The sequence below is a fragment of the Salmonella sp. 3C genome (genome assembly GCF_025426275.1).
In the GTDB taxonomy this organism is placed as follows: Bacteria; Pseudomonadota; Gammaproteobacteria; order Enterobacterales; family Enterobacteriaceae; genus Salmonella; species Salmonella enterica.
Map to the genome: position 1 here is coordinate 4,389,121 of NZ_CP104858.1, position 19,861 is coordinate 4,408,981.

General features: G+C 52.7%; 18 protein-coding genes. 10 read left to right on the top strand and 8 right to left on the bottom strand.

Annotated elements, in window-relative coordinates; all coding sequences use genetic code 11:
• Positions 1-18: 18 nt before the first annotated feature.
• From fumD to ttrS, 3 genes are all read right to left on the bottom strand, one after another.
• Positions 19-231: a fumarate hydratase FumD gene (gene fumD, locus N7E69_RS21275; protein WP_000165779.1), complete on the bottom strand. Its 213-nt coding sequence runs from the start codon at positions 229-231 to the stop codon at positions 19-21.
• Between the two features lie 97 nt (positions 232-328).
• A complete protein-coding gene (gene ttrR, locus N7E69_RS21280; RefSeq protein WP_000190927.1) occupies positions 329-949 on the bottom strand; it encodes a tetrathionate respiration response regulator TtrR in 621 nt (206 codons plus the stop codon).
• A complete protein-coding gene (gene ttrS, locus N7E69_RS21285; protein WP_001214400.1) occupies positions 924-2,702 on the bottom strand; it encodes a tetrathionate respiration histidine kinase TtrS in 1,779 nt (592 codons plus the stop codon). The genes ttrR and ttrS overlap by 26 nt, the downstream gene beginning before the upstream one ends.
• 181 nt (positions 2,703-2,883) lie before the next feature.
• Here ttrS and ttrB point away from each other — a divergent pair, with 181 nt between their 5' ends.
• The 10 genes from ttrB to N7E69_RS21335 all read left to right on the top strand — a co-directional run bounded on the left by ttrB (position 2,884) and on the right by N7E69_RS21335 (position 14,997).
• Positions 2,884-3,618, top strand: coding sequence for a tetrathionate reductase subunit TtrB (gene ttrB, locus N7E69_RS21290; RefSeq protein WP_001523928.1), 735 nt, complete (start codon positions 2,884-2,886; stop codon positions 3,616-3,618).
• Positions 3,619-4,641, top strand: coding sequence for a tetrathionate reductase subunit TtrC (gene ttrC, locus N7E69_RS21295; protein WP_000149758.1), 1,023 nt, complete (start codon positions 3,619-3,621; stop codon positions 4,639-4,641).
• Complete coding sequence (gene ttrA / locus N7E69_RS21300) at positions 4,634-7,696, top strand: tetrathionate reductase subunit TtrA (RefSeq protein ID WP_000002382.1); 3,063 nt, start codon at positions 4,634-4,636, stop codon at positions 7,694-7,696. Before ttrC ends, ttrA begins: the two co-directional genes overlap by 8 nt.
• A 322-nt stretch (positions 7,697-8,018) precedes the next feature.
• The gene (locus N7E69_RS21305) at positions 8,019-9,245 is read left to right on the top strand and encodes a PfkB family carbohydrate kinase (RefSeq protein ID WP_000471803.1); all 1,227 of its coding nucleotides are present in this window, start codon (positions 8,019-8,021) and stop codon (positions 9,243-9,245) included.
• Positions 9,246-9,256: 11 nt separating this feature from the next.
• Positions 9,257-9,994 (top strand): glutamine amidotransferase, encoded by a 738-nt coding sequence (locus N7E69_RS21310; RefSeq protein ID WP_000697179.1) that lies wholly within the window; start codon positions 9,257-9,259, stop codon positions 9,992-9,994.
• Positions 9,995-10,052: 58 nt separating this feature from the next.
• The gene (locus N7E69_RS21315; protein WP_001000514.1) at positions 10,053-10,946 is read left to right on the top strand and encodes a proline iminopeptidase-family hydrolase; all 894 of its coding nucleotides are present in this window, start codon (positions 10,053-10,055) and stop codon (positions 10,944-10,946) included.
• A gap of 21 nt (positions 10,947-10,967) precedes the next feature.
• Positions 10,968-12,311, top strand: coding sequence for an APC family permease (locus N7E69_RS21320; RefSeq protein WP_000756074.1), 1,344 nt, complete (start codon positions 10,968-10,970; stop codon positions 12,309-12,311).
• Between the two features lie 401 nt (positions 12,312-12,712).
• Positions 12,713-14,125, top strand: coding sequence for a pyruvate kinase PykF (gene pykF, locus N7E69_RS21325; protein ID WP_000751447.1), 1,413 nt, complete (start codon positions 12,713-12,715; stop codon positions 14,123-14,125).
• A 310-nt stretch (positions 14,126-14,435) separates the two neighbouring features.
• Entirely contained in the window at positions 14,436-14,672 is a 237-nt protein-coding gene (gene lpp, locus N7E69_RS21330; protein ID WP_001082307.1) for a murein lipoprotein Lpp, read from the top strand.
• A gap of 82 nt (positions 14,673-14,754) precedes the next feature.
• Positions 14,755-14,997, top strand: coding sequence for a major outer membrane lipoprotein (locus N7E69_RS21335; RefSeq protein WP_001082333.1), 243 nt, complete (start codon positions 14,755-14,757; stop codon positions 14,995-14,997).
• Between the two features lie 65 nt (positions 14,998-15,062).
• Here N7E69_RS21335 and N7E69_RS21340 read toward each other — a convergent pair whose 3' ends face one another.
• The 5 genes from N7E69_RS21340 to sufC form a co-directional block, all read right to left on the bottom strand.
• Positions 15,063-16,064, bottom strand: a complete 1,002-nt coding sequence (locus N7E69_RS21340) for a L,D-transpeptidase family protein (RefSeq protein WP_000817059.1) — start codon at positions 16,062-16,064, stop codon at positions 15,063-15,065.
• A gap of 154 nt (positions 16,065-16,218) precedes the next feature.
• Positions 16,219-16,635 carry a cysteine desulfuration protein SufE gene (sufE, locus tag N7E69_RS21345; protein WP_000729468.1) on the bottom strand — a complete coding sequence of 139 codons (417 nt, stop codon included), beginning with the start codon at positions 16,633-16,635 and terminating at the stop codon, positions 16,219-16,221.
• 12 nt (positions 16,636-16,647) lie between these two features.
• Complete coding sequence (gene sufS, locus N7E69_RS21350) at positions 16,648-17,868, bottom strand: cysteine desulfurase SufS (RefSeq protein WP_000143871.1); 1,221 nt, start codon at positions 17,866-17,868, stop codon at positions 16,648-16,650.
• On the bottom strand, positions 17,865-19,136 hold the full coding sequence (gene sufD, locus N7E69_RS21355; protein WP_000907943.1) for a Fe-S cluster assembly protein SufD: 1,272 nt from the start codon (positions 19,134-19,136) through the stop codon (positions 17,865-17,867). Before sufD ends, sufS begins: the two co-directional genes overlap by 4 nt.
• The gene (gene sufC, locus N7E69_RS21360) at positions 19,111-19,857 is read right to left on the bottom strand and encodes a Fe-S cluster assembly ATPase SufC (protein WP_000948904.1); all 747 of its coding nucleotides are present in this window, start codon (positions 19,855-19,857) and stop codon (positions 19,111-19,113) included. The genes sufD and sufC overlap by 26 nt, the downstream gene beginning before the upstream one ends.
• Positions 19,858-19,861: the final 4 nt, after the last annotated feature.

Genomic DNA, 19,861 nt, shown 5'->3' on the forward strand with positions numbered 1-19,861 from the left:
TTCCCACCATGATACCGGCTATGACCGCGCCAGAGCGTTAATCACGGTTTCCATAGCCTGTTTTTCTAACGCGCTACGTTGGATGCGTTGATTCGCCAGCGCGGTTCTTAACACGCCCGCAATAACAATATATTTAGGCTCCTGCCCCAGATCGCGCATTTCCAGCACGACCTTGCCCACCACCCGGCACATCTCGCGGTACAGTTCGTCATCTTTTGTCGGTTTTGTCATACGCTTTACTCGTCGCCAGCTCAAACCAACAGAATATAACAGTCTTCTCAATTAAACAAAATTTGATAAAAATCAAAGAAATAACGCGGTTTATTATTCATGGCTCATACGTTGTTCGTATTCTGGTCTCTGGCGAGGCCATTTTTTCGAAACGCCTAATCAGTTCCGCCAGGCTACCGGCCTGCATTTTTTCCATGACTCTGGCGCGGTGCACCTCTACGGTACGCACCGCGATATTCATCGCTTCCGCAATTTCACGGTTCATAAATCCTTTTGCCACCAGGCTGGCCAGCTCACGCTCTTTCGGCGTCAACTGCTGGTAACACAGTATAATCTCACGACGCGCCACCGCTGCCGATGAAACCGTCAGCGCACGCTCCAGCGCCGCCTGTAGCGGTTTTACCGATACCGGTTTTTGCAGAAAATCGACGGCGCCGCGTTTCATCTGCTCCACGGCCATCGGTACATCGCCATGCCCGGTAAGAAAAACAACCGCCAGGGTACTTCCGCACTGGCGCAACGCATCATGAACGCCCTGCCCATCCAGTACCGGCATTCGCATATCCAGTAATACGACCCCGGCCTGATACAGACTGGCCTGCGCCAAAAAATCCGCCCCCTGCGTCCAGCATTTTACGTCATATCCCAGACTTTCCAGTAAAAACGCGCACGCGTTAGTGACCGCCGTATCATCATCCAGTAGATGAATTGTCGCCATCCCTGCCCCCATTTTCATGTAAGAAATGTATCGTGACCACCGTTCCCGACAGACCGTCCGGCGCGGTCTGGTTCCTGATACTGATATCGCCCCGCCCATACCGCACCAGCCGCTGGCAAATCGCCAGCCCTAAGCCCATCCCCTCTTTGCGGGTGGTCATAAACGGCTGAAACGCCTGACGTAATAGCGCCTCATCGATTCCCCCGGCGTTATCCTGTAAAGCGATACTGATGCCGTGTTCAGTGCGTTCAGCAACGACCCATAAATGGGTGGCGCCCGCCTGAGCCGCATTAAGAATGATATTCGCCAGCACCTGTTCCAGCAGCACTGACGGCAGCGTTACGCGCAGCGCAGCGCTAACCTCGGTATGCAGAGTCACTGTCGGAAACTGTTGCGCCATACGCAACAATTGCCAGACATGATCAATCGCCTCGCGAATGGCTATGGCCTTCCACGCTTCGGTTAGCACCGGGTTGCCCTGCGCCTGGCTGACCCAGTGACGCAGGTTACGCAGAGTATCCGCACCGCGTTGCGCCTGCTGGTCAATCTGCTCCAGCGCCGGCAGCAAGGGATGCTGTTCATCTGCAGCGCGCAGTCGAATCAGGCACCCCTGGGCATAATGTCGAATCGCGGAAAGCGGCTGATTAAGCTCATGGGCAAACCCGGAGGTCATTTCACCCAACACGCTCATTTGCCGGGCGGTTTCCAGCGCCCGCTCATGCTGATGAAGGACTACATTATTACGTTCCAGTTGTTTTCCGCGTCGACGCACCAGCAGCATGACCCAAATATAATTGAGCGTGAGCAACAGGAACGCCAGAATCACGCCACCGACCATTAGCTGGTGCTGGATTAACCAACTTTTGACATCCAGCCACAGTCGGCGCTGCTGAGGGTGCTGACGAACATCACGCAGCAAAGCTTCCACCTGACTGGTCGACGCTGGCGCGCCCCAGTGAAATGACGCGGCGGCGGGCGCGTTGAATAGCGCTCGCGTTACGCGATCCGCCAGCGCATCGCTTACCGCAGGTAGCGCCGCGAACGACCAGTCAGGATATAACGGCGTACTGGTTAAGCAAGGCAGTGGCGTCGGTCGGGAAAGCAGCGCGATAAAGTCCTTTTTATTAATCAATCCTTCCTGATCCATATTTTCTAACAGGCACACTGGCACAATTGCCGCCTGCACCGCTTTTTCGCGCAGCATATAGACTAAGGCATCGCCAGGAAATCCGGTAAAACGAAGATGAAAATCGCGCTCCGGGCGTAAGCCCGCGTCGCTGAGCGCTTTATAGCCTAATAAATAGCCGCCAAACGCCTGAGCATCAATCGCGCCGACTGTCTTACCGATGAGATCATGCGCCGTGGTGATGCCGCTATCGCGCCGGGTCAAAATCACGCTGCCAATAACATTACTCACCGCTTTCCCATCGCGCGTGGAACGCAGGGAAGCTAACCAGCGCAGCGGCGCATGGCTGTTCAGTTGGACAAATTGCGCCGGGTTGGTTATCACAAACTGCACGGTTCCCTGGTTAACGGCTTCCTGCATTTGATGCAGATCCAGCGGCTGGATATGAAAGGTTTCGCCTGGAAACTGTTGGCTTAATGTCTTTGCCAACGGTTGCCAGTGGCTACGCGTAGACGCCTCGCCGCGCATGGCCAAAATACCGATATTCCACGTCCCTGCCCACGCGCCATGACAAAGTAGCCCTACTGCCGCCAACACCGCCAGGCGCCTTACGGTTTTACCTCTCACCCCAATATCCCTGTCAATTATGTTGTTTTAGATCAACAACAAGCCGGGTATGTGGTTAACCACAATAGAGCACACCCCGTCTCGATTTTTACACTGTAAATCATCAACATTTTTTATTCATTACACATGAACCAACATCGTGACAAATGTTTCATTGTTGGCAATGTGGACGGGAGTCAATATGGACAGCAGTAAACGGCAATTTCTCCAGCAGCTCGGCGTCCTGACCGCTGGCGCCTCGCTGGTTCCGCTGGCTGAAGCGAAATTTCCTTTTTCGCCGGAGCGGCATGAAGGCTCTCCCCGACACCGTTACGCCATGCTTATCGACCTGCGGCGTTGTATCGGCTGTCAGTCCTGTACCGTAAGTTGCACTATTGAAAACCAAACGCCGCAGGGCGCGTTTCGTACGACGGTGAACCAATACCAGGTCCAGCGTGAAGGTAGTCAGGAAGTCACGAATGTGCTATTGCCGCGTCTGTGCAACCATTGCGATAACCCCCCCTGTGTGCCGGTCTGCCCGGTACAAGCCACCTTTCAGCGGGAAGATGGCATTGTGGTGGTGGATAACAAACGCTGCGTCGGCTGCGCCTATTGTGTCCAGGCGTGTCCTTACGACGCCCGATTTATCAATCATGAAACGCAAACTGCCGATAAATGCACGTTTTGCGTCCATCGTCTGGAAGCCGGGCTGTTACCCGCTTGCGTAGAGTCCTGCGTCGGCGGCGCGCGTATTATTGGCGATATCAAAGATCCCCATAGCCGCATCGCCACCATGCTTCATCAGCATCGCGACGCTATCAAGGTATTAAAGCCGGAAAACGGCACGTCGCCCCATGTTTTCTACCTGGGTCTGGACGACGCCTTTGTCACCCCATTAATGGGCCGTGCGCAGCCCGCGCTTTGGCAGGAGGTCTGAATGACGCATTCACTCATCATTGAAGAAGTGCTGGCTCACCCGCAGGACATTAGTTGGCTGCCGTGGGCGGTACAATATTTCTTTTTTATTGGCATTGCCGCCTGCGCCGCACTGTTTGCCTGTTATCTTCACTGGCGGAAAAAAGACGCCGCAACAGAAGAAAATCGGGCATTACTGATTGCCATTACCTGTGCGATTACCGCACCGCTGGCGCTGACGGCGGATCTGCACCAGACTGCCCGCGTCTGGCATTTCTATGCCTGGCCGACGCCCTGGTCGTGGATGCCCTGGGGAGCGTTGTTCCTGCCGCTGTTTACCGGATTTCTCGCTCTGTGGTTCCTGGCGCAGCAGATTAAACGATTATTCAATAAAAGTTACAACGTCACTAAATGGTTGGCGTTAGCCAGCGCGCTTTGCGCGGTGGGCCTGTTGATTTATACCGGCCGCGAAGTCTCCGTTGTGCTGGCGCGCCCAATCTGGTTTAGCTACGCCTTCCCCGTGGCGATGTTCCTTAGCGCCTTACAGGCGTTCTTCGCGCTGATGATTGTCGCCGCCCGACGCGACTCGGTAAGGCTGCCAAAAATATTGTGGGGACAAATCTGGACGCTGGCGGCGCTGGGGCTGGTTGTGGCCATGTGGGTTAGCGGCGATACGCTTTCCGGCACGGCAATCCGTCAGTGGATTACCGTCGCCCTGTCAGCCAAATATTACGCTGTCGGCTGGCTAGCGCTGTGGGTATTCACGCTGCTGTTCTGTAGCCTGACGCTACGTCATCCGTTATCGCAGCTAAGACGCGTCCTGCTGGTTCTCAGCGCGCTGGCGCTATGTTGGCTGATGCGCTGGACATTGTTGATTCAGGTACAAACCGTCCCCAAGTTCAACGCGCAATTTAACCCTTACTCGTTACCAGGCGGAACGGATGGCTGGCTGGCTATTCTCGGCACCTTCGGCCTGTGGATAGCGCTACTGATTATTATTCGTGAAACGCTGAACGGACTCACCAGGAGATTACAACATGGCTAATTTAACCCGTCGTCAGTGGCTAAAAGTCGGTCTCGCCGTCGGTGGGATGGTCACTTTTGGTCTGAGCTACCGTGATGTGGCGAAACGCGCAATTGATGGCCTGTTAAACGGGACATCCGGCAAGGTAACGCGCGACCGCATCTTTGGCAATGCGTTAATTCCGGAGGCGCAGGCGCAAACGCACTGGCAGCAAAATCCACAACAAACCATCGCCATGACGCAATGCTTCGGCTGTTGGACACAGTGCGGTATCCGCGCCCGGGTTAATGCCGATGGCAAAGTGATACGCATCGCCGGCAATCCCTATCACCCCTTGTCGCAGGAACACCCGATTGACTCGTCCGTCCCTTTTAGCGAAGCCATGGAGCAACTGGCGGGAGAAAGCGGTCTTGACGCCCGCTCAACCGCCTGCGCGCGCGGCGCCACGCTGCTGGAAAGCCTGTACAGTCCGCTACGACTGCTTGAACCGATGAAACGCGTGGGTAAACGCGGCGAAGGGAAATGGCAGCGCATCAGCTTTGAGCAACTTATTGAAGAAGTCGTGGAAGGCGGCGATCTGTTTGGCGAAGGTCATGTGGACGGACTGCGCGCTATTCATGCGCCGGATACGCCAATTGACGCAAAGCACCCCAGTTTCGGGCCCAAAACCAATCAGTTACTGGTCACGAATACCAGCGACGAAGGCCGCGATGCGTTTCTGCGTCGTTTTGCGCTAAATAGCTTCGGCAGCAAGAATTTCGGCGCGCATGGCGCCTACTGTGGACTGGCTTACCGGGCCGGCTCCGGGGCATTGATGGGCGATCTGGATAAAAACCCGCATGTCAAACCCGACTGGGAAAACGTGGAGTTTGCGCTCTTTATGGGCACCTCCCCGGCACAGTCCAGCAATCCGTTTAAACGCCAGGCACGTCAGTTGGCGAGCGCCCGACTGCGTGAGAATTTTCAATACGTCGTGGTTGCCCCCGCCCTCCCCTTATCAACGGTGCTCGCCGATCCTCGCGGTCGCTGGCAACCGGTCATGCCCGGCAGCGATTCGGCGCTGGCAATGGGGATGATCCGCTGGATCATGGATAATGAACGTTATAATGCTGATTATCTGGCGATTCCCGGCGTACAGGCTATGCAGCAGGCCGGCGAGCAAAGTTGGACCAACGCCACGCACCTGGTCATTGCGGATGAACTGCCGACGCTTGCCGGACAACACCTGACGCTGCGCCATCTTACGCCCGATGGCGAAGAGACCCCTGTCGTGCTGAATACCGACGGCGAGTTGGTCGATGCGTCCACTTGCCGACAGGCACGGCTTTTCGTGACGCAGTACGTTACGCTCGCCGACGGCCAACGGGTCACGGTGAAGAGCGGGTTGCAACGCCTGAAAGAGGCGGCAGAAAAGCTCTCGTTGGCGCAATACAGCGAACAGTGCGGCGTACCGGAAGCGCAAATTATCGCGCTGGCGGAAACCTTTGCCAGTCACGGACGTAAAGCCGCGGTCATCAGTCACGGCGGCATGATGGCCGGCAATGGGTTTTATAACGCCTGGTCGGTCATGATGCTTAACGCGCTGATCGGCAACCTCAGCTTGTCCGGCGGCGTCTTTGTCGGCGGCGGCAAATTCAACGGCGTTAGCGACGGCCCCCGCTACAACATGAACAGTTTTGCCGGAAAAGTGAAACCGTCCGGGTTAAGTATTGCCCGTAGCAAAACCGCTTATGAAGCATCGGAAGAATACCGCGACAAAATTGCCGGCGGGCAATCCCCTTATCCAGCCAAAGCGCCGTGGTATCCCTTTGTGGCAGGCCAGCTTACCGAACTGTTGACCTCCGCGCTCGAAGGCTATCCTTATCCGCTTAAAGCCTGGATTTCCAATATGAGCAACCCGTTTTACGGTGTTCCCGGTCTACGCGCCGTGGCGGAAGAAAAGCTAAAAGACCCTCGCCGACTGCCGCTCTTTATCGCGATTGACGCCTTTATGAATGAAACGACGGCGCTGGCGGATTACATTGTGCCGGATACGCACAATTTTGAGAGCTGGGGCTTTACGGCGCCCTGGGGCGGCGTAGCCAGTAAAGCCACTACCGCCCGCTGGCCGGTTGTCGCCCCCGCCACTCGCCGAACGGTGGACGGGCAACCTGTCTCAATGGAAGCATTTTGTATTGCGGTAGCAAAACGGCTCCATCTGCCCGGCTTCGGCGACCGGGCGATAACCGATCCGCAGGGCAATACTTTTCCACTGAACCGGGCGGAAGACTTCTATCTGCGCGTAGCCGCTAATATCGCCTTTATGGGCAAGACGCCGGTCGCGCTGGCAAATCAGGAAGATATTTCGCTTACCGGCGTCAGCCGCATTCTGCCAGCAATTCAGCACACGCTTAAAGCTGATGAGGTCGGTCGCGTGGCGTTTATCTACTCGCGTGGCGGCCGGTTTGCGCCCGAGGATAGCGGCTATACGGAGCAACGGTTAGGTAACGCGTGGAAAAAACCCTTACAGATCTGGAATGCAGATGTCGCCGCCCACCGTCACGCCATCACCGGGGAGCGCTTCAGCGGTTGCCCGGTCTGGTATCCGGCGCGTTTGTCAGATGGTCGTGCGATTGACGACCAGTTTCCCATTGGGCAATGGCCGCTGAAACTGATTTCATTTAAATCAAATACCATGTCCAGCTCAACAGCCGTCATCCCGCGCTTACACCATGTGAAGCCAGCAAACCTGGTGGCGCTGAATCCGCAAGACGGCGAGCGTTATGGACTGCAACATGGCGATCGGGTACGGATCATTACGCCGGGCGGTCAGGTCGTGGCGCAAATCAGTTTGTTAAATGGCGTGATGCCAGGCGTCATCGCCATCGAACACGGATATGGCCACCGCGAGATGGGCGCAACGCAGCACTCTCTGGATGGCGTGCCTATGCCGTATGATCCACAAATCAGGGCAGGCATAAATCTTAACGATCTGGGCTTTGCCGATCCGACAAGAACCATTACCAACACCTGGCTCGACTGGGTTTCTGGCGCGGCAGTACGTCAGGGGCTGCCGGCAAAAATCGAGCGTATATAACCCCCGGGCCGGAGAGCGATATCGTCTTATTTCGTCGAGGGTAGCGACTGATAAGCGAACGCTGTCCGGCTGCATATACTCACTGAATCGTGCAAGCCCAACTATTTTACGTTCACCCCGTCATATTACATAGAAAATATATGACAACACTCACAAAACTATTTTCCCCTTCTGTAAGCAATTAATATTTAACACATTGGCTGCGCTTCTGATTATTGACATTCATTTGGGGTTACTTCCGGTTGACCGCATAATCTGTGATTGAATTCACCGCATGACAACATTGCCATAAATACAATTCAACTCACTACCCGGAGGCAATATGTTTAAAGAAGAAAGACGTCATGCCATCATTAATTTACTGATAAAGGATAATAGTGTTAGCGTCAGTAAACTTTCAGACCTTTATAAGGTTAGCCAGGAGACTATTCGTTCCGATCTACGCTATTTCCAGAAATCAGGTATGCTTCAGCGTTGCTATGGCGGAGGGATTTTAAACCGTGACGCGCTGAGTAAGCTTATCACTGAAAATAAGATTGATATCTCCAGCACTATCGCCACGCCAATCCATCAGGATGCAAAACTGCGCCGGGAAAACCCAAAAAAAGCAGGCAAGGTGTGTGTTTTAGGCTCATTCAATATTGATGTTTCAGCAACCGTGCCGTGGTTTCCACAAAGCGGAGAATCCATTCTGGCCAGTCAATTTGGATTCTATCCTGGCGGTAAAGGAGCCAACCAGGCTTTAGCGGCGAACAATGCCGGCGCTGCGGCACATTTTATTTTTAAAGTGGGCAAAGATCAGTTCAGCGCATTTGCTATGAATCATATTATTCAATCAGGTATCGCCTCATACAGCGCGTATCAAACAGATAAAGCGCCCACCGGTAGCGCATTGATCTATGTCTCCGCCGTGGATGGCGATAATATTATCGCCATCTACCCTGGCGCCAATATGATGCTCACCACGCAAGAGATTAACGAGCAACACCGTTATATCGCCGAGTCTGACGTTATGTTAATGCAGCTCGAAACGAACATTGAAGCGTTGACTGAATTTATTCGTCTGGGCAAACAAGAAAATAAAATGATCATGCTGAATCCTGCCCCCTATACGAAACAGGTGACGCATTTATTATCTGATATTGACATCATCACGCCGAATGAAACTGAAGCCTCTTTTTTATCCGGCGTAACCATTACTGATATTAATGATGCGAAAAAAGCCGGAAATATTATTCTGCAATCCGGGGTGAAAAAAGTCATCATTACCCTTGGCGCCCGTGGATCTCTGCTCTGTGAGCACGCCCGCACGTTGTATATTCCTGCGTGGAGCGCCGTGGTAAAAGATGCCGCCGGGGCCGGTGACGCTTTTAATGGCGCCTTAGCCGCCGCGCTGGCGCGACAAGCAGACATGGTCGCAGCCATTCAATATGCCTCCGCTTTCGCTTCTCTGGCGGTGGAACAAGTCGGTGCGTCGAGTATGCCTCAGCACTTGCAGGTTTTACATCGAATGCGTACCCAATCTAATAAAGTCATTCACATTAATTAACAGGTGACATAATGAAAATTTTATTTATTGGCGAATCCTGGCACATTCATATGATTCACTCTAAAGGTTTTGATAGCTTTACATCGAGCAAATATGAAGAAGGCGCAGACTATTTATTATCCTGCTTACGCCAGGGTAATATCGATGTGGACTACATGCCTGCCCATATTGTGCAAACTCGTTTTCCACATACCGCCGAAGCATTAGCCTGCTATGATGCGATCGTCATCAGTGATATCGGTAGCAATACGTTCCTGCTACAAAACAGAACGTTTTATAATATGGACATTATTCCTGATGCATTACAACTTATCGCCGATTATGTTGCTGAGGGCGGCGGTCTGTTGATGATCGGCGGGTATTTATCCTTTACGGGAATAGAAGCAAAAGCCAATTATAAAAATACGGTTCTGGCGGAGGTATTGCCGGTTGATATGCTGGATGTAGATGACCGCGTAGAACTACCGCAAGGATGTAAAGCAGTAAATACTGCGGTAGAGCATGTTATTACCCAGCCATTTAGCGAATGGCCGCCGCTGTTGGGCTATAACAAGCTTATCGCCAAAGAAAATAGTCAAGTCCTTGCTGAAATTAATGGCGATCCACTGTTAGTTATGGGTACTTACCATAAAGGGAAAGTATGTTGCTTTGCCAGTGATTGTTCGCCGCACTGGGGAAGCCCGCAGTTTCTGCAATGGGAACATTACGCCACCTTCTGGTGTAATGTTTTACACACAATAAAAAAATAATATTACCCAGGCGAATATAAATTTCGCCTGCCCTGCCACACACTGAGTCATTAAGAATATGAATGATACTTATCTCTATGGCGAAATGTTTTCTGAAAACATATTGACAAGCTATCGGATTTATGGAGACAGAAAATCATTACTCACGCCGCTCATTATCCTTCATGGCGGCCCTTCTGGCGGCTTTGATTATTTATTAAATTATCGCCGTCTGGCTGATGACGGGCGCATGGTAATATTTTACGATCAATATGGCTGCGGTCGTTCAACGCATTTTCCTCATGCTGACGCGTCTTTCTGGACTATTGCGCGTTATCTCAGTCAATTAACCCAATTAATTCATCACCTGGGTATTGGACACGGGTATTCGATACTGGGACATTCCTGGGGCGGAATGCTTGCCGCAGAGCACGCCTGCTTACAGCCTGCCGGGCTTCGCGGGACGATACTGGCCAGTTCGCCGGCCAGTATCGCCCTGTGGCAACAGGAAGCCATACGGCTCTTTAACGCTCTGACGCCAATGTCCGATGACGATATCAAAAACGTCATTATGCCCGCCGTCATTTATCAAAACCCACCGGAACAGCTGGTCGCTTATTATGCCAGACACGTTTATACCCTCGCGGAAGAAGCCGTTCATGTTCAGCGCTCTAATGCGCAGTTCGCCGCCGACCCTACGGGTTATCACATTTTATGGGGAACCAATGAACTGGCGGCAAATGGCAAACTTGCCGACTGGGATATTACGCCCCATTTGTGCCAGATACGCTGTCCTGTTCTGGTACTGCGCGGCGAAAACGATCAGGCAACCGAGCGCGTCGTCTCTCCGCTTCTCTCTCACATTTCAGACTGCCGCGCGGTCACTATTCCTGGCAGCAGCCATAACCCGCATGAAGAAAATATCGCGCCCTGCCTCGCAGCGGTAAGCGCGTTTTTACGCGATCTGGCATAAAAAGCCATTAAGGTATTTATCATGAAAAAAGTCAAAAAATTGTCTCTTACCGATTTAGTGCTTTATGCTCTGGTGTTTATGGTGCCTATCGCGCCAGTCTCTCTTTATGGCGTCGTTTATAATCTTTCGCACGGTATGGTTGCGCTGGTTTATATTATTGGCGCTATCGCGATGTTTTTTACCGCGTACAGCTACTCTACCTTATCGCAGCATATCTCCTCGTCGGGTTCGGCCTATGCGTATGCTGGCGTATGCATTAATCCCGCCGTAGGGTTTCTGACCGGATGGATATTACTGCTGGATTATCTTTTGTTCCCTACGCTCGTGGCAGTGCTGGGCGGCGTCGCGGTCCACGCTATTTTACCGCAAATCCCGGTCTGGGTCTGGCCGTTGATTTATGTGGCTATCGGCACCGGAGTCAACTATCTCGGGATACAGCAAACGGCGAAATTCGATAAGTTACTGGTCTTTATTCAACTCGGTATTCTGGCGATTTTCGTGCTACTCATTGTCCGTCTGATGCTGCTGGACAGTAGTCAGATAACGCTTTCCTTCCGGCCTTTTTTCGATTCACAGTGGTTCACCCCAGGGCTCATCGCGACGGCGATTTCGGTGGCTGCGCTGAACTTTCTCGGCTTTGACGCTATCAGTACATTAAGTGAAGAAAGCGAAGGCGGGGGACGCGCCGTCAGTAAAGCAACGCTGTTGGCGTTAGTTTTGGCGACGGTACTGTTTATTATCGTTGTGGCGTTTGCGGCGTTCGCCACCGGTAATGTCGACCGCTTCGCGGAAGGCAATGCGACGAATGAAGCATTTTTCACCATTGCCGGCAACGTTGGCGGTATCTGGCTCAAAGTGGCATTTTCCATCATTGTGGCGTTTGTGTGCGCCGTCGGCAACATTATTACCGCGCAAACGGCGGTGTCCAGAGTGCTATTTTCAATGGGGCGCGACCGAATGTTGCCCGCCTTCCTCGCTCACGTCCATACCACGCGTAAAACGCCGGATTATGCCATTCTGTTTACCGGCGGCGTCACCCTGCTGCTCAGCTACCTGTTTTCCGGCAAGATTGAGTCTATCTCCACGCTGGTGAACTTTGGCGCGCTTTTCGCTTTTTTTGTCGTGAGCCTGTGTGTGTTTATCCTGTTCAATTTCCGGATGAAAGCCCAGCGGCGCATTTTCGCCCATGTCATTTCGCCGATCATGGGGATGATCGTCATCGGCTACGTCTGTTTAAACATGAACATTCACGCTCTGATACTCGGAATTAGCTGGGCGGCGATCGGGATAGCGATTCTGTGCTATCGAAAAGCACATAACCAAAACATCGCCATCGACCTGGAAGGCAAAAAGTTGCTCGATTGACATTATGCGCAACAACACCCACTGTTGCGCAACGCCGCCCCTGTTCGGGCGGCGTTATCGCCAGCGACATCGTAAACAGCGTAATAACAAACCGTTGTGGATCTGCACAGATGTCTTTTGAAACAGGGTTTTCATTTTCCTTTTTTGTAAATTTCAGCGTATAATGCGCGCCAATTGTCTCTTGAATGGTTTCAGCGCATTGGACTGTAAAACTCAACGACTAAAATTATCCCCTTCCCGTTGGGCTGAAACGCGAGCACACATTCCTCTGCACGCTCTTTCGATGTCACCTATCCTTAGAGCGAGGCATCATCACTTTAGCAACACAGGCTTAGCTTCCGGGCCGTGCGCGCCCGAAGCCAGATTTCCATATCCTCCTCAACTTAAAGACTAAGACTGTCATGAAAAAGACGAAAATTGTTTGTACTATCGGTCCGAAAACCGAATCCGAAGAGATGTTAAGCAAAATGCTGGACGCGGGCATGAACGTGATGCGCCTGAACTTCTCTCATGGCGATTATGCAGAACACGGTCAGCGTATCCAGAACTTGCGCAACGTGATGAGCAAAACCGGGAAAAAAGCCGCTATTCTGCTTGATACTAAAGGACCAGAAATCCGCACCATTAAACTGGAAGGCGGTAACGACGTTTCGCTGAAAGCGGGTCAAACCTTCACTTTTACCACCGACAAATCCGTGGTCGGTAATAATGAAATCGTTGCCGTCACCTATGAAGGCTTCACCAGCGACCTGAGCGTTGGCAACACCGTCCTGGTTGACGATGGTCTGATCGGTATGGAAGTGACCGCCATCGAAGGCAATAAAGTCATTTGTAAGGTGCTGAACAACGGCGATCTGGGCGAGAACAAAGGCGTTAACCTGCCGGGCGTTTCTATTGCTCTGCCAGCGCTGGCTGAAAAAGACAAACAGGACCTGATCTTCGGTTGCGAACAGGGCGTTGACTTTGTTGCTGCGTCCTTTATCCGTAAACGTTCTGACGTTGTCGAAATTCGCGAGCATCTGAAAGCCCACGGCGGCGAAAACATCCAGATTATCTCTAAGATCGAAAACCAGGAAGGCCTGAACAACTTCGATGAAATTCTCGAAGCTTCCGACGGCATCATGGTTGCGCGTGGTGACCTGGGCGTAGAAATCCCGGTTGAAGAAGTGATTTTTGCGCAGAAAATGATGATCGAAAAATGTATCCGCGCACGTAAAGTCGTGATCACCGCGACTCAGATGCTGGATTCTATGATCAAAAACCCGCGTCCGACCCGCGCAGAAGCAGGCGACGTAGCGAACGCCATCCTCGACGGTACGGATGCGGTTATGCTGTCCGGCGAATCCGCCAAAGGGAAATACCCGCTGGAAGCCGTTTCTATCATGGCGACCATCTGCGAACGTACCGACCGCGTCATGAACAGCCGTCTGGACTACAACAACGACAGCCGTAAACTGCGCATTACGGAAGCAGTATGCCGCGGCGCGGTAGAAACCGCCGAAAAACTGGAAGCGCCGCTGATCGTGGTAGCGACCCAGGGCGGTAAATCCGCTCGCGCCGTGCGCAAATACTTCCCGGACGCCACCATCCTGGCATTGACCACCAATGAAGTGACCGCCCGTCAGTTAGTACTGAGCAAAGGCGTGGTATCGCAGCTGGTGAAAGAAATCAATTCTACTGATGATTTCTACCGTCTGGGCAAAGATGTCGCCCTGCAAAGCGGCCTCGCCCAGAAAGGCGACGTCGTAGTGATGGTCTCCGGCGCGCTGGTTCCAAGCGGCACCACTAACACCGCCTCTGTTCACGTACTGTAATAATTGTTGTGTGAATTAATTTGTTTAAAAAAGCGCCCTTCCGGCGCTTTTTTTATTTAATCGATAGCCACTATTAATAAAAAAATCAAATCGGATTTTACTATCTAATTGCGGATTATCTAAGAAGAATCCGATGAAAGCCCCCTGTTTTCTTTCGGTTTTTTAGGGACTTTCATGCATTTCGATGCTTCTTTGAGCGAACGATCAAAAATAAGTGCATTCCCATCAAAAAAATATTCTCAACATAAAAAAGTTTGTGTAATACTTGTAACGCTACATGGAGATTAACTCAATCTAGAGGGTATTAATAATGAATCGTACTAAACTGGTACTGGGCGCGGTAATCCTGGGTTCTACTCTGCTGGCTGGTTGCTCCAGCAACGCTAAAATCGATCAGCTGTCTTCTGACGTTCAGACTCTGAACGCTAAAGTTGACCAGCTGAGCAACGACGTGAACGCAATGCGTTCCGACGTTCAGGCTGCTAAAGACGACGCAGCTCGCGCTAACCAGCGTCTGGACAACCAGGCTACTAAATACCGTAAGTAATAGTACCTGCGTAATAAAAATGGCGCACATCGTGCGCCATTTTTTTTACCCATATAACCACACAAAGTATAATGTTATTGTTATGAACCGTACTAACCAGCTGATCTTAGGTGCAGTAGTTCTGGGTTCCACGTTACTGGCAGGTTGTTCAAGCAACGCTAAAATCGATCAGTTGTCTTCCGATGTACAGACGCTGAGCGCTAAAGTTGAGCAACTGAGTAATGACGTAAATGCAATGCGTTCCGACGTTCAGGCTGCTAAAGACGACGCAGCTCGCGAGAACCAGCGTCTGGACAACAAAGTAGTATCCCACGTCCGTAAGTAATTTGACGCACGATATAAAATGGCGCACATCGTGCGCCATTTTTTTGTCCGTCGTTTGCGCGAAGGCTACTGCGTCGCGCGCGTTTGCCCCTCTTCCCCGACAAAACCGTTCTGAGCGGATTCGACTGCGGTCGTATTTACCGCTGGCGTCTGCCCGGCGCTCACGCTGACTGGATACCCGGCTCGCCGGTATAGCGCCTTATCGACCAGGCGACTATCCACCCCTTGCGCGTTTCTGAACGCGGTAAATTCCGCAGGCAACACGTAGGGCATCGTCTGCACGTTTTGCTCTTCTTCCGGCGATAGCGGCCTGTGCACCTCTACATAACGAATGCCATTCGGCTCGACAGAGAATTTCACCGGCTGGTTAATCACTTTTACCGGCGTCCCCGTTCTGACCTGCGCAAATAACGCTTTGATGTCCGGCGCGTTCATGCGAATGCAACCGGAACTCACGCGCAGACCTACGCTATCCGGCGCGCTGGTGCCATGAATGAGATATTCCCCATTACCGTGCGCCAGACGCAGCGCATAGCGTCCCAGCGGGTTATTTGGCCCGGCAGGGATCACCGGCGGCAGCGTGATCCCCCGCTCAAGCGAACGTTGGCGTATGCCCGCCGTCGGCGTCCACGTCGGGTTGGGGATCTTTTGCCCTATCCGGGTGTCCATGACGGGAGTTTCCAGTCCCTGCAAACCGATGCCGATGGGATACACCTGAACGCGGTTTTCTCCCGGCGGGTAATAATACAGCCGTAGCTCCGCGAGGTTGACGATAACGCCTTCCCTGGGCGCATCCGGCAATAGCATCTGCGAGGGAATGGTAATTAGCGTACCGGGCTTAGGCACCGGCGCAATCGTATTGTTCGCTTCAAGAATGAGCATCGCCGCCGTATCAAAACGCCGGGCGATAGCCTGCAGGTTTTTATCACCTTCCTGTACGGTATAGGTTTGATTCTGACCAATAAGACGGCTGCCTTCGGGCGGTAATGGATAATCAACCGCCCAGGCTGCCTGTAACGCGCTATACGCGCCGATAATAGTTAGCGTAATGAAAGACGCACGTTTCATACCAAACCTCCTGTATTCCTGGTGATGCCCTCTGCGACGACTGGTAGCGCTTCGCTTATCAGAACAACAAAATATACGCTCTGTCCACTCTGGATAAAGCGACGTCGCCGTCCGACAAAGGATTTGACATCAGGTAGAACGCTGTCTGTACAGTTTAGCTAAGAGTGGCGGCCTTAGCGCGAATTGCACGAATCATTGCTTCCAGCCCCTGAGAACGAGAAGGTGTGAGGTGCTGCGCAAGCGCCATTTTTTCGAACCATGGCCGGACATCAAAATGCACAATATCCTGCGCCGTCATTTGGTGGTACAAAATAAATACCACCGCCATAAGGCCCTTAACGATCGCCGCGTCGCTGTCGCCCTGCAATTCGATAATGCCGTTGGCGTTTCGCCGCATCACGATCCACACCTGGCTCTGACAGCCATGAATCGTATTTTGCGGATTACGATCCTGCGGATTTAACTCCGCCAGGCGCTGCCCCAACTCAATAATATATAAATATTTCTCTTCCCAATTAGCGCAACGCGTAAAGTTACGCAGCAGTTTTTCTTTATCCGGTAGCGCAGCCATAAAACCTCACTGTTATCCCAATAAGCGGTGGATACGCGTTAATCCTGCCACCAGTCGGTCCACTTCTTCATGGGTGTTATACATCGCCAGCGAAGCCCGGCACATTGCCGGCACGCCATACCAGGCCATGAGCGGCATTGCGCAGTGATGTCCCGTTCGTACCGCGATACCGTAATTATCAAGAAAGCTGCCGACGTCGTAAGCATGGTGTTTACCCAGATTAAACGCGATGACGCCCAATCGCTGCGCCGGACCATACAGCGTGATATCAGGCACCTGCGCCAGTTGCTCCAGCGCATAGCGCATCAGCATCTGCTCATAATCGCCAATCTTATCCAGTCCCAGCGACGTCACATAGTCAATCGCCGCGCCGAGACCGATGATGCCGCCAGTATTCGGCGTTCCCGCCTCAAAACGCCAGGGCGCTTTCGCCCATGTCGTTCCCTGCGTCAGGCTGACGGTCGAGATCATCGACCCGCCCCCTTCCCACGGCGGCATTTCTTGCAGCAACGCCTCTTTAACATACAGAATGCCGATGCCGGTCGGCCCGTAAAGTTTATGGCCGGAGAAAACGTAAAAATCGCAGTCCAGCGCCTGGACGTCAACAGCATGGTGCATCACGGCCTGGGCGCCATCCACCAGCACTTTCGCCCCATGCTGGCGCGCCAACGCAATCATGTCCGGCAGTGGGTTTTCCGTCCCCAGCACATTGGAAACATGGGTAATGGCCAGCAGCCGGGTCCGGTCATCGAACAGCGCAGCTAAGGTCTCCAGCCGCAGCGTACCGTCAGGATGCAACGGGATCACGCGCAGTTCAGCGCCTTTGCGCTCGCACAGTATCTGCCAGGGAACGATGTTGGCGTGATGCTCCATCTCGCTGATGATAATGTTATCCCCGGCGCGAATATTTTCCGTTCCCCAACTGTTGGCGACAAGGTTAATGCCCTCCGTCGTACCGCGCACGAACACCAGTTCTTCTGCGGAGCGGGCGTTAATAAACCGCGACGCCTGCTTACGCACATTCTCCATGCTTTCGGTCGCCTGCACGCTTAACGTATGGATACCTCGATGTACCGCAGCATAGCCGTGACGGTAGAAGGCAGATTCAGCATCAATCACCTGATTAGGTTTTTGAGCGCTGGCTGCGCTGTCCAGGTAAGCCAGCGGCAGGCCGTTAACTTCACGCTGCAGTATGGGAAAATCCGCCCGTACTTTTTCTACAGGAAATGTCATACCAGGCCTCCGGGCAGTCGCTGGCCGATTCGCGCCAGCACCTGCTGTTTAAGGGCGCTATCATGGATAGCTTCCGTTAACTCTGCGGCAAACGCGTAAAGAATCATGTGCCGCGCCTCCTGCTGTCTGATGCCGCGTGATTGCAGATAAAACATCTGCTCATCGTCAATACGCCCGATCGTCGCGCCGTGGCTGCACTTCACGTCATCGGCATAGATCTCTAATTGCGGTTTGGTATCGACTTCAGCCAGTTTCCCCAACAACAGGTTATTATTGGTCATCTGGCCGTCGGTTTTAATGGCGTGTTGCGCCACGTTAATCAGGCCATTAAAGACCGCGCGTCCTTTGTCGCTGACGATGGTCTTGTGCGACTGGCGGCTGTTACAGTAGCCTTTGTTATGTTCCAGCCATGTCCGCGTATCGCAAACTTCATTTTTCACCGGCATCGCCAGACTATTCAGTCGAAGCGTCGCGTTTTCACCATTCAGTTGTGAGCTGCTGTGGTGACGTAGCACTGCGGCGCCCAGCAGAAAACTGTGGCTAAACGCCGAGGCGTCTGTCGCCAGCAGAAGATCGTTATGCGCAAAGTGATAGCTGGACGCATTTTCAAACGCCAGTTTGATATGATGCAGTTGCGCATTGTCTGCAACGTTCATCGTCAGACGCGCGCCGGTAAAATGTTTTGCCGCTGTAAGGCTGACATAATGCTCAATAACCGTCGCTTCCGCGCCTTCCGCCAGCGCCAGATGGTGGCGATAATGCGCGGTGTTCAGCTCGTCGCCATCCACGCCCTGCGTGATATGCATTAACAGTAGCGGCCTGGTCGGACGCTGATTTCGCCGTACCTGTATATACGTGACACATTGCGCCAGGCTTTCCGTCAGATGCAGAAAAACCTCAGGCTGTACCGGCGCGGCAAGCGTCTGGCGCTCATCCCTGACGCTAACGTCAAATCCACTGTTTTGCGTGCTATCACTGAGCTCTGGCATAAACCGACCATCGACAAACAACAGCCGCACGGCATCGATTTGCAGCGCCAACGCATCACGCTGTGCGGAGCTGATAGTCGCACACTGCTGGATAAACTGGCTATGGGTTAAGCCCTCCAGCGGCGTGTATTTCCAGTCTTCATGTTTACGCGTCGGCAATCCCAGACGTAACATCTGTTGTAAATGTTGTCTTGCCTGCTCAGTTCGACTTTCTCTTTTTTCCTCAAAGAGATGCTGCCATTGCTGTAGCGCTTTACTGCTGTTCGGTAAGCCAGCCATAACCCTGCTCCTCCAGTTGTTTGACCAGAGTAAAATCGCCGGATCGGACAATTCGCCCCTGATAGAGGACATGGACGTAATCGGGTTTGATATAGTCCAGTATGCGCTGATAGTGGGTCACGATAATAAAAGCGCGTTTATCGTCGCGTAACGCGTTGACGCCTTCCGCCACAATTTTCAACGCATCGATATCCAGTCCGGAGTCCGACTCATCAAGGATGCACAGTTCCGGCTCCAGCACCGCCATTTGCAAAATATCATTGCGCTTTTTCTCCCCGCCGGAAAAACCGACGTTTACCGAACGGGTCAGTAAATCTTCCGGCATTTTCAGCAATGCGATCTTTTCTTCCATCAGATCCTGAAAATCAAAGCGATCCAACGACGTCTGCCCGCGGTAGGCGCGCACGGCATTCAGCGCGGTTTGCAGGAAAAACTGGTTACTGACGCCGGGGATTTCTACCGGGTACTGGAAGGCCATAAAAATCCCTTCGCCCGCCCGTTCCTCCGGCGACAGTTCAAGCAGATCTTTACCCTTGAACGTAACCGAGCCGCCGGTGACCTCATAATCTTCACGTCCCGCCAGGGTGGCGGAGAGCGTGCTTTTCCCGGAACCGTTCGGCCCCATAATGGCGTGAACTTCGCCGGGGCGAATCTCCAGATTCAGGCCACGCAAAATCGCTTTTTCTTCCACACTGACCTGTAAATCTTTAATGCTTAACATGGGT